This window comes from Nocardiopsis sp. LDBS1602 (assembly GCF_035818715.1).
GTDB classification, from domain to species: domain Bacteria; phylum Actinomycetota; class Actinomycetes; order Streptosporangiales; family Streptosporangiaceae; genus Nocardiopsis; species Nocardiopsis alba.
Genome location: NZ_JAYLVW010000002.1, coordinates 292,841 through 306,250 on the forward strand (window position 1 = coordinate 292,841; position 13,410 = coordinate 306,250).

The 13,410-nt window shown below is 72.1% G+C and carries 9 protein-coding genes; 5 read left to right on the plus strand and 4 right to left on the minus strand.

What is annotated here, in order from left to right; genetic code table 11:
- Positions 1–49: 49 nt before the first annotated feature.
- Positions 50–2,500 (minus strand): helicase-associated domain-containing protein, encoded by a 2,451-nt coding sequence (locus U9J66_RS09430; protein ID WP_326337525.1) that lies wholly within the window; start codon positions 2,498–2,500, stop codon positions 50–52.
- 167 nt (positions 2,501–2,667) lie between these two features.
- On the opposite strand from U9J66_RS09430, the gene U9J66_RS09435 reads away from it, so the two are divergent.
- The 4 genes from U9J66_RS09435 to U9J66_RS09450 all read left to right on the plus strand — a co-directional run bounded on the left by U9J66_RS09435 (position 2,668) and on the right by U9J66_RS09450 (position 8,780).
- Positions 2,668–3,426: a hypothetical protein gene (locus U9J66_RS09435; RefSeq protein ID WP_014912661.1), complete on the plus strand. Its 759-nt coding sequence runs from the start codon at positions 2,668–2,670 to the stop codon at positions 3,424–3,426.
- A 477-nt stretch (positions 3,427–3,903) separates the two neighbouring features.
- Positions 3,904–4,287 (plus strand): cold-shock protein, encoded by a 384-nt coding sequence (locus tag U9J66_RS09440; protein WP_026124752.1) that lies wholly within the window; start codon positions 3,904–3,906, stop codon positions 4,285–4,287.
- Positions 4,288–4,670: 383 nt separating this feature from the next.
- Positions 4,671–5,426, plus strand: coding sequence for a DUF3027 domain-containing protein (locus U9J66_RS09445; RefSeq protein ID WP_026124753.1), 756 nt, complete (start codon positions 4,671–4,673; stop codon positions 5,424–5,426).
- A 213-nt stretch (positions 5,427–5,639) separates the two neighbouring features.
- A complete protein-coding gene (locus tag U9J66_RS09450) occupies positions 5,640–8,780 on the plus strand; it encodes a sacsin N-terminal ATP-binding-like domain-containing protein (protein WP_326337526.1) in 3,141 nt (1,046 codons plus the stop codon).
- Here U9J66_RS09450 and U9J66_RS09455 read toward each other — a convergent pair.
- From U9J66_RS09455 to U9J66_RS09465, 3 genes are read right to left on the minus strand one after another with little or no spacing between them, the layout of a single operon-like run.
- Positions 8,758–9,666, minus strand: coding sequence for an MOSC domain-containing protein (locus tag U9J66_RS09455; RefSeq protein ID WP_326337527.1), 909 nt, complete (start codon positions 9,664–9,666; stop codon positions 8,758–8,760). The genes U9J66_RS09450 and U9J66_RS09455 overlap by 23 nt on opposite strands.
- 53 nt (positions 9,667–9,719) lie before the next feature.
- A complete protein-coding gene (locus tag U9J66_RS09460) occupies positions 9,720–11,216 on the minus strand; it encodes a DUF7059 domain-containing protein (RefSeq protein ID WP_014910585.1) in 1,497 nt (498 codons plus the stop codon).
- A gap of 52 nt (positions 11,217–11,268) precedes the next feature.
- Positions 11,269–11,544 (minus strand): DUF2530 domain-containing protein, encoded by a 276-nt coding sequence (locus U9J66_RS09465; RefSeq protein ID WP_026124756.1) that lies wholly within the window; start codon positions 11,542–11,544, stop codon positions 11,269–11,271.
- 220 nt (positions 11,545–11,764) lie between these two features.
- Here U9J66_RS09465 and U9J66_RS09470 point away from each other — a divergent pair, with 220 nt between their 5' ends.
- Positions 11,765–13,222 (plus strand): NCS2 family permease, encoded by a 1,458-nt coding sequence (locus U9J66_RS09470; protein WP_326337528.1) that lies wholly within the window; start codon positions 11,765–11,767, stop codon positions 13,220–13,222.
- Positions 13,223–13,410: the final 188 nt, after the last annotated feature.

Below are 13,410 nucleotides of genomic sequence, written 5' to 3' on the forward strand. Positions count from 1 at the left end.
GGGTGGCCCCGTCAGGGCGGGCGAGGCCCGGGGCGGTCCGGGCGCGCGCTCAGGCGTCGTCGTCCCCCGCGGCCAGTTCGGCCAGACCGGTGACGCGGTGGAGCGCGAACCGTTGGACCGCGTCGCGGGTGGTGTCGTAGGCGATGAGGAAACCGCCGTCGATCCGCTCCGGCGCGACGATCCGGCCGACCTGACGGCCGTCGGTGTCGGTGTAGCCGATCCACACGCGGCGCTCGTCGGCGGCGGCCCGTTCCAGGACCTCCACCAGGGCGTTGACGCGGGCCCCGGCCGTGCCGTCCTCGGGCAGGAGCACGGGGACCCTCGCCACCGTCGCGGCCTCGTCCCCCGCGCGCAGGGCCCGGACGGCGGCGCGGATGCCCGCGGGGGTCGGGGCGGCCGAGGACTCGACGTCGGTGTCCGGTTCGGCGCGGCGTACCTCGGGTCGGCTCAGGCTCATGGCGCCGTCACCGCTCTCGGCCACGGGGTGGTAGCCGAGCCGGTCCAGCCGCTCCATCAACGCCGCCCGATTGAGCCCGCTCACCACGACGGTGGGGGCCAGGGCCACCAGTTCGAGGTCGGCGGCCCGCCGGTCGCCGAGCAGTTCGGCGAGCAGCGAGGGTTCGTCGCAGCGCAGGTAGCTGGAGGCGCTGCCCGCCCTCAACCGGCCGTGTTTGCGGCCCACGTCGGAGACCAGGTAGCGCAGCGCCTGGGGCAGCGGGGTCCGCGAGTGACGTTCGAGCATCCCGATGATGTCGGTGGTCCCGCGTCCGGCGTCCAGGGCCCGGCGGATCGAGTCCTCGGTGAAGCGGTAGACCGTGGCGCCTCCGGTGGACTCCACGTCGGCGGTGAGCGCGAGCTCCCGGGCCAGACCGTTCACCAACGGGCCCGGGGCCACGGCGGTCAGGTCCCCTTGGACCAGGACGTGGTCCAGGGGCCGGGGCAGCCCGGCGGCGAGGATCTCGGCGGCGCTCTCCTCGTCGTCGACGAGCAGGGGGCGCGTGTGCTCGGCGAGGGCGCCCGCGCCGGTCAGGCCCAGGGCGGCCGCCTCGGTCAGGGCGGTCTCCACCAGTTCGGTGTGCACCGGAGAGCGACGCCGGGGGTGGCGCCAGTCCAGACGGGCGATCAGCGAGGCCGGGTCGGGAGAGGTGCCGGGCTCGGCCTCACCGAGTTCGATCAGCACGTCGCGGCGTACCTGGGGAGCGGCGGGACGGACCATCCCCGGGCCGAGGACGTTGCGCACCCGACCGCCGGAGTCTCGAGAGCCGGCCAGGGAGGCCACCCGGTCCGAACCCGCCCAGGCGTGGGCCAGGCGCAGCCACCGCCGTTCGGCCGGGCTCTCCCGCCACAGATCGAACTCGCGGGTGGGCAGCCATTCGCCGGACAGCCGGTCGTCGGTGCCGAGCAGCCCGGCGGCGCGGGCCGTCTCCAGGTAGAGGGCGGCGGTGGCGTCGTCGGTCTCCATCGTGCGGGCAACCCGACGTAGATCGCGCACGCCCAGCCCGCCGTTGCGCAGGACCGCCGCGGGTTCCCGGGACCACTGTTCCAGCAGCTCCTCGATGGCGCGCAGGACGACGAAGGCCTGGCCGGCCGCGGCGCGTTCCACGGCCTCGGGGTCCCGCGCACGTCCCTCGAAGGGCGGGGGCGCGGTGCTCACGTCCCGGAACAGCACGTCCGAACGCAGGTACAGGCCGACCTCGCGGGGGAGGGTGAGCGTGTCGTCCCCCACCGGAACGAGCAGGCCTCGGGCGATGAGCGTCTCGACCGGGGAGGAGGCCGTGGCCAGGGTGATCTCCCGGCGGGCGTCCGAGACGGTGCCGTTGGGCGGCCCCCAGGCGAGCCCGTCCAGGAGCCGGTGCGCCGAGGCGTCGACCTCGCCGATCAGGCCGCGGATCCGATCGGGGTCGGACAGGGCGGTGGCGACCGCCTCCACGGGAGAGTCGGCGGTGCTGTGCGGCACCAGGTCGGCGGCCAGTCGTTCGACCGTACGATGCGGCAGGGCGGCCAACGGCACGCGGGCGGGCGGCCCCAGACGCGCCGGGTGGGGGAGCAGGTCGCGCAGGATCTGGACCGGGCGCAGCCGGCCCCGGTCGGGCCAGACCAGCGCCAGGGAGGCCAGGGTGCGCAGGGCGTCGTCGAGCGGATCACGCCCGGTGCCCCGCGCCGGGGTCATACCGAGAGCGCGGGCGAGGTCGACGGGGAGCGTGCCCACCGGCTCGGACATGCGGTCGTCGCCGAGGGCGACCACGGACTCCAGGACCTGGAGGGTGAACCGGTCGAGACGCTCCAGAGCGCGGAGCACGGCGTTGCGCGAGGTCGCACGGTGGGCCAGGGCGCCCATATCGGTCGGGACCGGTCGGGCCAGGTCCGGCCGGGCGCGCAGGAGGGCCGTGAGCTCGTCGTCGGAGCGCGAGCGGAGCCAGGCGGTGAACGTGGGAGGCCGTCCCGTGGCCGCGTCGTCGGCGGGGTCGCCGGTGGGCTCGGGCCGTGCGTAGTGCGTCATCGGATCCCACGCTAAGCGATCCGGCCATCGACGGTGTACCCGCTCCCCGGCCGGACCTCTCCCAGGTCGTCCGCCCCCACTTCGACGGCCGTATCGGAAGGGAATGGGACATCCGAAACAGAGGGGTGGGGGTTAAAAGGCGGTTCGTCGTCGGCCAATATGGGGCCATGACCCAGCGCTCGGAACAATTGGTACTCGACTATCTCTCGGAAGTCGGACTCGCGCTGCACGGTCGTGTCACGGCGAAAGAGCGGACGGCCTATCTGACGAGCCTGCGCGCGCGTATCGATGAGCGCCGAGAGGCGGCCGGCAACGACGATGTCGACACCGTGCGACGGATCCTTCGAGGTTTCGGAGCTCCGGAACACCTGGTCCAGGAGGAGCTGACCGGGCAGGAGATGGACCTCGAGGACGACGAGATGATCCCGCCCAAGCCCAGGCACGCGGACCGTCCGCCGCCGCCCTGGCGGGGCGGACCCGGCCAGGGGATCCTCGCCCTCCTGGAGGGGCCCGGGCAGACCGACCAGCGCCTCGACGGTAGGACCTCGCGTAGGCCCGGGGTGGTGCGCAACAGTCTGCTCCTGGTGCGTCACCGGGCTCCGGAGGCGATCGCCCTGCTCATGCTGACGCTCACCGGACTCTGGTGGGACGTCGCCTTCCTGTGGGTGCTCGGCGCCGCTCTCATCCTGCTCAGCCACGTGTGGAACGCCAAGGACAAGTGGGTCGGGGTGGGGCTGCCCCTGGTGGCCTGCACGGTCGGCGTGGTCGTGTGGGACGGCGAGGCCAGGTTCATCGACCAGTACATCCAGCAGGCCCTTCCCGCCACGGGCGTCCCGGCCCTGGGTATCGCCTCCTTGGTATGCGTGTTCTATCTCTTCCCCAAGGCCGCGCGATCCGCGCGCGCGGCCGATCGCGCCGGCCGCTGAACCCGGCCGTCCCCCTTCCCCGCGTCGGAGGCCCGAGGGTCATCGCTTGGCAAACGCTGGGAATAACCTTTTCCGGTCGGCCCGTTACGGTGCATCCGTACGTGCGGCTTCGGGTAGTCATTTCGGTACACCGCCGCTTTCGCTTCACGGTGGTCACTTCAGGTGAACCTGCCTCCAGCAAGGACACCGACCTGTCGACGGCGCCCCCGACTCCGCCGAGTCCCGTCCCACACTCCGCAACCAGCGGTGACGGGGGCGACGCCGACGTCGACGAGGCCCGGGTGAGTCGTCCCCGGGCCTCGTTCACGTACCGCCATATCGGCCCCGCCACATTTCCTCTCGCTTTGGGAAGCGCCCGGGTACTAGCCTTGTGTCCGACTTTGGAAACCAGGGGTCGCCGGGGTGGGGGAAAGGGTGGACGACACCGTTTCCACCTCCCCACGCGTCACCCGCCAGTGAAAGCATGAGGTCTCTACCGTGCCCACCGGTAAGGTCAAGTGGTACGACGGCGACAAGGGTTTCGGCTTTCTCACCCGTGACGACGGCGGAGAGGTCTTCGTCCATTCCACCTCTCTGCCGCCCGGAACCACATCGCTGCGCCCGGGCCAACGGGTCGAGTTCGGTGTGGCCGAGGGCCGTAAGGGCGCGCAGGCCCTTCAGGTGAAACTGCTCGACGCGCAGCATTCCGTGGCCAAGGCGCGACGCAAGAAGCCCGATGAGATGGTGGTCATCACCGAGGATCTCATCAAACTCCTGGAGAACGTCTCCAACGGCTACCGACGGGGCCGCCACCCCGACAAACGCGAGGCGTCCCGTGTGGCGGCGGTCCTGCGCGTGGTCGCGGACGACCTGGAGGCCTAGGGCCGTGGGGGGGGGGGGGGGGGGGGGGGGCCCCCCCCCCCCCCCCCCCGACCCCCGGGGGCCCCCCCCCCCCCCCGGGGGGGCCGGGGGGGGGGGGGGGGGCGGGGGGGGGCCGCGCCGCCGGGGCCGCCCTGGGGGGGGGGGGGGGGGGGCCGGCCCCGGCCCCCCCCACGACACCGTTCCGGACCCGGTGCGACACGCGGAGAACGCGGTGGCCAGGGTGTTTCCGGTAGGTCCATGAGCCTGTCGGACCCGGCTCGGACGGTGTATCGGACGAACCTTGACCCTCGTTGTGGTCAAATCGGTGCCCCCGATCAGTGAGAATGGGGAACGTGAGCCCTTCTCGACGTTCTCCTGTACCGGACAAGGCATGTATCGACGCGGTGGATCTGGCCCGCTCGGTGGCGGCGGAGGTCGGGCGACCCGAATGGGTGGGTGAGCATCTCACCGCCCAGGTCGAGGACACACGCCTGGTCACCCACTACTTCGAGTGCCTGGACCCCGCCTACCCGGGGTGGACCTACGCCGTGACCGTGGTGCGCGCCTCGCGCGCGAAGAAGGTCACGGTCAACGAGGTGGTCCTGCTGCCGGGCGAGGGCGCGCTGACCGCGCCCGCGTGGGTGCCCTGGAAGGAGCGACTGCGCCCGGGCGACGTCGGTGTCGGGGACCTTCTCCCCACCGACGAGGACGACGAACGACTTGTCCCCGGCTACACGCAGGTGCCCGAGGGCGAACTCGACGCCGAGGGCATGGACCAGCAGATGGTGTGGGAGCTCGGTCTGGGCCGACGCCACGTCCTCTCCGAGACCGGCCGTGAACAGGCCGCGGAGCGCTGGTACAACGGCGACGCCGGCCCGCGCAGTCCGATCGCCACGGCCGCCCCCGCACGGTGCGGCACCTGTGGCTTCATGACCCCGCTCGCCGGGGAGCTGCGCCAGATGTTCGGTGTGTGCACCAACGAGTACGCCCCGGACGACGGCAAGGTCGTCTCGCTCGACCACGGCTGTGGAGCCCACTCCGAAGTACGCCGACCCGGCCCGCGCAACGAGCCGGTCGCGCCGGTCGTCGACGAGATGGGGTACGACCACATCGTCTTCGACGACACCGCCGAGCTGGAGTTGGTCACCTCCGACTCCTGAGCCACGACGGGCCGATCCACCAGGACCCGGAAACAGGGCCCCGTCGCCTTCGCGACGGGGCCCTGACGCGTACACGCCATGTCCCGGCCCGAGGCCGTCTCCGGCCGCGCGTGGGCTAGGGTCGAGCTGTCCACCACACTCACCTTGCCGGGCCCGTGCGCGTCCGCGCGCCGGACCGACCGGAACGCGCACCCGCGCGAGGAGCAGACGATCATGGCCGAGCCGGTGAACTCCGTGGCGAACGACCCCTACGACACCGCCGAACTGCGCAGACGTGTGCTCTCGGCGTGGGCGGACGCCCCCGCGCGCTTTCGGGAGGACGCCAACGCCGAGGAGGACTTCGGCCTGGGCGGCTACCGCGACCGTGTGGTCGTCGAGCTGGCCCAGAACGCCGCCGACGCGGCCCGTCGGGCCGGAGTGCCCGGGCGCCTCCTGTTGGCCCTGGACGGGGATCGCCTCACCGTGGCCAACACGGGTGAGCCCCTGACCGTCGAAGGGGTGGAGTCGCTCGCCACTCTGCGGGCCTCCGCCAAACGCGACGACCACGGCTCCGCGGGGCGGTTCGGGGTCGGGTTCTCCGCGGTGGTGGCGCTCAGCGACAACGTCATCGTGGACTCCGCCGGCTCGGCCGTGCACTTCAGCGCCGAGCGCGCCAGGGCCGTGCTCGCCGACCTGGTCGACGCCGACGGCACCCACGCCGACCTCGCCGACGAGGTGGCCCGCCGCTCCGGCCACGTGCCCATGCTGCGGCTGCCCTTCCCGGCCGACGTCAGCCCCGAACACCCCGAGGGCGGATACGACACGGTCATCACCCTGGTGCTCCGCGACGAACGCTCGGGTGAGCGCGTTCGGGAGCTTCTGGACCGCACCGGGGAGGCGCTCATGCTGGCCCTGGGCGGGCTGTCCGAGGTGCGGGTGGTGGTCGATGGCGTCGAACGCGTCCTCACCCGTGAGGACGGCGACGAGGCCGTCGGCGGCGACCTGATCACGACCCACCGGAACGGGGGCGGCACGCGGGTCACGCACTGGCGCGTCATCGAACGTTCCGGGGAGTTCGACCCCCGACACCTGGAGGAACGGCCCACCGAGGAACGCGAACGCACCTCGTGGTCGCTGACCTGGGCGGTCCCCGTCGACGAGGACGGCGGAATCGGCGCGTTGCCCGCCGACGTCGAGAGCGTCGTGCACGCGCCCACACCCACCGACACCGAACTCGACCTGCCCGCGGTCCTCATCGGCACCTTCCCGCTGGGGTCGGACCGGCGGGCCGTGCGTCCCGGTGCCGCCACCGACCTGCTGCTCATGGAGGCCGCCGAGGCCTACTGTGCCCTGCTGCGCCGTTTCGCCCCAGGGGCCGCCCTGGACCTGGTCCCGGCCACCCGGGTGGGCGGCGGCGCCATCGACGCCGTCTTCCGCGCCAGGGTCGCCGAACCGCTCCAGGACACCCCGTTCCTGGCCACCGCCGCAGGGCATCCGATCGCCCCGCGCGACGCGGTCCTGCTCGACACCGGTGGCTCCTCGGGCGCTCCGGAGCTCGTCGATCGGCTCGCCGAACTCGTTCCGCCGCTGCTGTCGGGGGACCTGAGCCCCCGCCATCCGGCACCGGCCTCTCTGAGGGTGCGCCGCCTGGGCCTGGCCGACCTGGCCGACCTGCTGGCCGACGTCCAACGCCCGCCGGCCTGGTGGTCCTCGCTCTACTCGGCGTTGGCCGCGGCCGGGACCGGTGGGGCCGACCTCGACGAACTCGGGGCCCTGCCGGTGCCGCTGGCCGACGGTCGCCTGGTCCGAGGTCCGCGCTCGCTCCTGTCGCCGACCGACGACTGGACCGAGACCACCGACGCCGACGGCACCCGTATCGACCCGGGCGCCCTGGCGACGCTGGGCGTGCGGGTGGTCCACCCCGAGGCCGCGCATCCGCTCCTGCTGCGTCTGGGCGCCGTGGAGGCCGGAGCCGCCACGGTGCTGGCCGACCCCCGCACCGAGGCGGCGGTACGCGATTCGCTGGACGCCGATGACCCCGAGCCGATCGCCGAGGCGGTCCTGGACCTGGTCGCCGCCTCCGGCAGTACGGTCGAGGATCTTCCCTGGCTCTCCGAGCTGGCCCTGCGCGACGACGAGGACGGCTACTCGATCGCCGCCGAGCTCCTCGTCCCCGGCGCCCCGCTCGCCGACCTGCTGGCCGAGGACGCGCCCTTCGGGACCGTGCACGAGGACCTCGTCCACCGCCACGGGATCGACGCCCTGCGCGCCGTGGGGGCCGTCTGGGAGCTCACCGTGCTCCGCGCCGAGGAGGTGGCCCTGGGGGAGGACCCGGCGTCCGCCTTCGACGGGACCGCCGGCGAGGGCGGGCCCGACGGGCTGGAGGAGTGGGCGGACGAGGTCGTCGAACGGCTCGGCGATCCGGACCTGCCCCCCGTCGTCCCCGAGCTGGTGTGCGTCGCCGACCTGGACTACATCGCCGACGACGCCTGGCCCCGGGCGTTGGAGATGCTGGCCACGGGGCCGTTGCGCGAGGCCGTCACCGAACCGGCCCGACTGCTCATGCCCGACGGTCGGGTCGTGGACCTGCCCTCCTACACCGCCTGGTGGCTGCGGAGCAGGGCGCTGTTGGGCGGGCACGCGCCGGTGGAGCTGCGCACCGCCGACGCCGATCCGGCGCTGCGCGGACTCTACGACGAGGTGCCCGCCGAGGTGGACCCGGAGTTCGCCCGGGCTCTGGGGGTGCGGACCTCGCTGGAGGAACTGCTCGCCGACCCGGACGGGCCCGACGACCTGCTGGCCCGCATGGCCGATCCGGAGCGGCACGTCGACCGGGCGTCCCTGCGCCGCCTGTGGACGGCGCTGGCCGACGTCGACGCGGACCTGGTCTCACCGCCCACCCTGGTGCGGGCGGTCGGGGAGGGCCGGATCGTGGTGGCCGACGCCGATGACGTCGTGGTGGTGGACTCGCCCGACCTGTTGCCCCTGTTGGAGGAACGGCCGGTCGTCCTGGCCGCCACCGAGGTCGCCGAACGCCTCGCCGACGTACTCGACCTGGACCTGGCCTCGGAGATCGTCGTGGGCAAGGTGACCTCCGCCGGTCGGGTCAGGGCGGTGCCGGACGAGATGGAGCCGTTCCTCGCGGACGCGGAACGGGCCGACCGCACCTACCTGCACCACGAGAGGCTCGTCGTGGACGGGGTCGAGGTGGACTGGTACGTCGGAGACGGCACCGTGCACGCCTCCGGGGCCGAGGGGCTGGCCCGGGCGCTGGCCCTGCGGGCCGGACGATGGTCGCGTCGTCACCTGTTGGCGGCCGTCCTGCGCGACCCCTCGGCCGCCGCGCGGCTGCTCACCGAGGTCGACCTGGAGTAGGGAGGGGGCCTCGGCCGAGGGCGGCGAGGAGCCGCTCTCCCAGGCCTTCCTCGGGGTCGTCCCAGGCGGTGACCTCCACCGGGTCCCCCACGGCCACCGCCCCGGGGGCGGTCACGGCGAACTTCGACCCGAAGGCCACACCGCCCGTGTCCACCCGACGGTAGCCGGCCAGGGCGCGCAGCGGCTCGGGGCCGGAGCGCACTCCGGTCGTCTGGTCCACGGTGGTGACCGCGCAGCGGACGCACACCTTGGCGTAGCCGAGCTCCGCCCCGCCCACGCGGACCGAGCGCACCCGGTCCTCGGTGTGCGGATCGTCCCAGCCCGACACCACGATGTTGGGGCGGAAACGCTCCATGGGCACCGGAGAGCCGCCGGAGGCGAGGACGCGTTCGTTGAGCAGGTCCAGCGAGGACAACGAGGTCATCAGCGCGGCGTGGCCGTCGGCGAAACCGGCCGTGCCCGCGATCAGGCCGCCGGTCACGCGCCGGTGATCGGAGGGCACCCGCACCAGACGGCTCGGCGCCTCCAGGACCTCCGTCAACCACGCGGCGGCCTCGTCGCCCTGGTCGACGCCCTGGAACGGCTTTCCGTGCACGGTCACGTCCAGACGGCGTCCCTCGACGAGGGTCTCCAGGTCCATGGGCGTGCGTCCGTCGATGGACAGTGAGAGCCGGGAGCCGTCGGAGGAGAGGCCGGGGACGATCCGCGCCATCCGAGGGTCCTTGCGCTGACTGCGGAAGGTCCCCGCGTCGTCCACCACCATGAACTCGCGGTCGTGGGCGATACCGGCGGGGGTGAGTCGGGCGGTGGTCAGGGTCAGGCCCGCGCACCCCTTCACGGGATGGACGGTGAGCGCGTGCACACGTGCGAGAGGAGCGGCGGTCATGCGTTCACGCTATCCGGACCCGGTCGGGAGGGGTATCACCAGGCCCCTCGTGATCAGCGGGCGACCCGGAAGAAGCCCTCGGAGATGAGGGTGCGCAGAGCCTCGGGGGTGCGCTCGCGGATCATCTCGGGGTCCTCGCCCATGAGTTCGGCGATGGCGTCGAGCAGCGGCCCCACCGGCATGGTGCCGTCGCAGACGCTGGCCAGGGCGGCCTCCACCGTTCCGACCCGCGCCACACGACGGGCGCCCTCACGCTGGCGGAGCAGGATCTTCTCCGGGTCGGGGGCCCCGGGGACGGCCACACGCTCCTCGATCACGCCCGGGGCGAGCGCCACGTGGGCGGACAGCAGCGCCGCGTCGGTGAGGCGGTGGGCGGTCATCGCCCCGTCCACGACGTCGGGAAGGTAGCGGCCGACCGGCTGCTCCACCTCGTGGCGCAGCTCCTCCACCCGGACGGTGGCGTCCTGGGCGACGTCGTTGCGCAGGCTGATCCAGCCGAAACCGATGCCCTTGATGCCCTCGCGCTCGAAGTAGTCCAACCAGGCGTCGTAACGGCGGGTGTACTCGGGGGTGCCGTGCTCGCAGGAGTCGCGCAGCCACAGCTCCACGTACTCGGCCGGGTCCTGGACGTCACGCTGGACCACCCAGCCCGAACAGCCGGTGCCGGTGATCCATCCGCCGACGCGGTCGGCCCAGTCGTCGCCGTCGGTGTGCGTCCAGTTGGCGAGGAACTGGGCCCAGCCGCCCTCGGTGAGGTGGGCCGGTGCCTGGCGGACCAGCTCGGCGCAGACGGTGTCGCCGGGAAGGTCGGACTCGCGGTAGGTGAATCTGGCGGTCTCCGGGGTGATGACGAACGGGGGGTTGGAGACGATCAGATCGAAGCGCTCGCCCTCCACCGGCTCGAACAGGGACCCCTGGAGAAGACGCGCGTCGGTGATGCCGGACAGCGCCAGGCTGATCCCGGCCAGGCGCACGGCGCGCGGGTTGAGGTCGGTGGCGACCACCTCTTGGGCCCGGGAGGCCAGGTGCAGGGCCTGGACACCACAGCCGGTGCCCAGGTCCAGGGCGCGTTCGAAGGGCCCGTCGACCATCAACCGGGAGAGGTTGGCCGAGGCCCCGCCCGCGCCGACGACGTGGTCGTGACCGGGGACGTCGCCGCTGCCCGGACGCACCTTGGGGTCGGAGACCACGAAGCCGGGACGGTCGTCCTCCAGTTCCCACGGGCCCAGGTGGACCAGGGCGCGCACGACCGGGCCCTCGGGGCCCTCGTCGACGGTGACCAGCCCGGTCCGGACGAGTTCGTCCACGGGAAGGATGGCGGCGGCGGCGCGCAGCGGGATGGGGCTGCGCAGCCACCACAGGCGAAGGAGCAGCCCGAGACGTTCCTCCCCGCCGGTGGCGCGCAGGGCGGGCACCAGCTGTTCGCGGGCCAGGGCCTTGGCCGCGGCGTCGCCGAGGCGATCGCGGACCCCGGACACCGTGTAGTCGGCATCGATGAGGATGCCGCGGAGGCGGTCGGCGAGAGCGCGTGGGAATTCTGTCTCAGACACCCGCCCATTATCGGTCAGGCCGGCGGTGCCCCGGTGGTGGCGAGGGTGTGAGTCAGGAGGTTCCGCTTCGACGTTCGGCCCGATCGGCGGCGCGTTCCGCCGCGTTCTCCCGCTTACGGAACAGACGGGGGATGTAGAGGAAACCGAAGACACCGAGGGCGATTCCGGTCACACAGACGCCGATCCACCACCGTTCCGAGGCGGGGAGCCCGTCGCCCATGGCGAGCAGCACGACGAGGGCGACCGCCCACGCGATGGTGCCGATGGCGGCCGGCACTCGGTAGTCGCTTTCGTGAACTTCCGGGTCGGGCCGGCGAGGTGTACGCACGGCCTCAGGCTATCCGGTGCGGCCTTCGGGAGAGTGAGGTGGACCGTACCGCGAGGTCGGAGCGGAGATGCGTTGGTCACATCCCATGAGCAGGTCATCCGACCATATGGCGATTCCTATGAATCTCGTGCGAAAGGTGTGTCCCGGGTTGTATGAAGATGCAACTAATCTGGCCCCGAATCCTCGTTGTCCCGTAACATGACCAGGTCAGGCTGATGACGTGAACGCACCAACTCCCTCCTCCTCGGACACCCGCAGAGCCCCTGCGGGGCCCCTGGACGCCTACTTCAAGATCACGGAGCGGGGCTCCACCCTCGGAACCGAGATCCGCGGTGGCTTGGCGACCTTCTTCGCCATGGCCTACGTCGTGGTCCTCAACCCGCTGATCCTCGGCACGGCCGAGGACGTCAACGGCGACCTGCTCGGGATCCCCGAGGTCGCCGCCATGACCGCCCTGGTCGCCGCGATCTCCTGTGTCCTCATGGGCATCGTCAGCCGCTACCCCTTCGCCATCGCGGCGGGCATGGGGCTCAACGCGGTCGTCGCCTACGGGATCGCGCCCCTCATGCCCTGGGCGGACGTCTTCCTGCTGATCATCATCGAGGGCATCGTCCTGCTGATCCTCGTGCTCACCGGGTTCCGCACCGCGGTCTTCGCGGCGATCCCGCCCGGGCTCAAGGTGGCCATCGCCGTCGGCGTGGGCCTCTTCCTCGCCATGATCGGTCTGGCCAACGCCGGTTTCGTCCAGGCGGGCGAGGGCACCCCGGTCCAGCTCGGTAACGGCGGCCTCAACGGCTGGCCCATCCTGATCTTCGTCATCGGCCTGCTGATCAGCATCGCCCTCTACGTGCGCAAGGTCCGGGGCGCCCTGCTCCTGGGCATCGTGATCACCACGGTCCTCGCCATCATCGTCGAGGCGGTCTTCGGTGACGGCGGCGACCGTCTCGGCTGGGGCGCGATCGTCCCGAGCCTGCCGAGCAGCCTCGGCGACGTCGTCGCCATGCCCGACGTCTCCCTGTTCCTCCTCTTCACCGACGGTGGTTTCAACATCGTCGCGCGTTGGTCGGACGTCGGGGTCGCCACGGTCCTGATGCTGATCTTCACCCTGCTGCTGGCCGACTTCTTCGACACCATGGGCACCATGGTCGGCGTCGCGCGTCAGGGCGACCTGGCCGACGAGGACGGCAACATCGAGGGCACCCGCGAGGTGCTGGTCGCCGACTCCCTGGGCACCGTCCTGGGCGGTATGGGTTCGGCCTCGGTCGCCACGCTGTACGCCGAGTCCGCGGCGGGTGTCGCGGAGGGCGCCCGTACGGGTCTGGCCCCGATCGTCACCGGCTTCATGTTCGTGATCGCGGCGTTCTTCACCCCGCTGGTCAGCCTGATCCCGTTCCACGCCGCCACCCCGGTGCTGGTGATGGTGGGCTTCATGATGCTGACCCAGGTCACCAACATCGACTTCAAGGACCCGGCGATCGCCATCGGATCGTTCATGGCGATCACGATGATGCCGTTCACCTACTCGATCGCCAACGGCATCGGCTTCGGTCTGATCGCCTACGCCTTCGTCATGATGGTGACCGGTCGCGCCCGCCAGGTGCACCCGCTGCTCTGGCTGATCTCGGTGGTCTTCCTGATCCACTTCGCGGAGGCGCCGATCTATGCGCTGATCGGCTGATTCCTCCCGAATCACCAGGGTGTTCCCTCCGGCACATCGGGCTCGAACCCGTGTGTCGGGGGAATGAGAACGACCGTGGACGGCGTTGGCTCGAGTGATGAGTCAACGCCGTTTACTTCTTCTCGCCCCTCACACCACCGTCGCGGTGGTGGTTTCAGCCTCCCTCCACGGACACGTTCCCGCGGGGA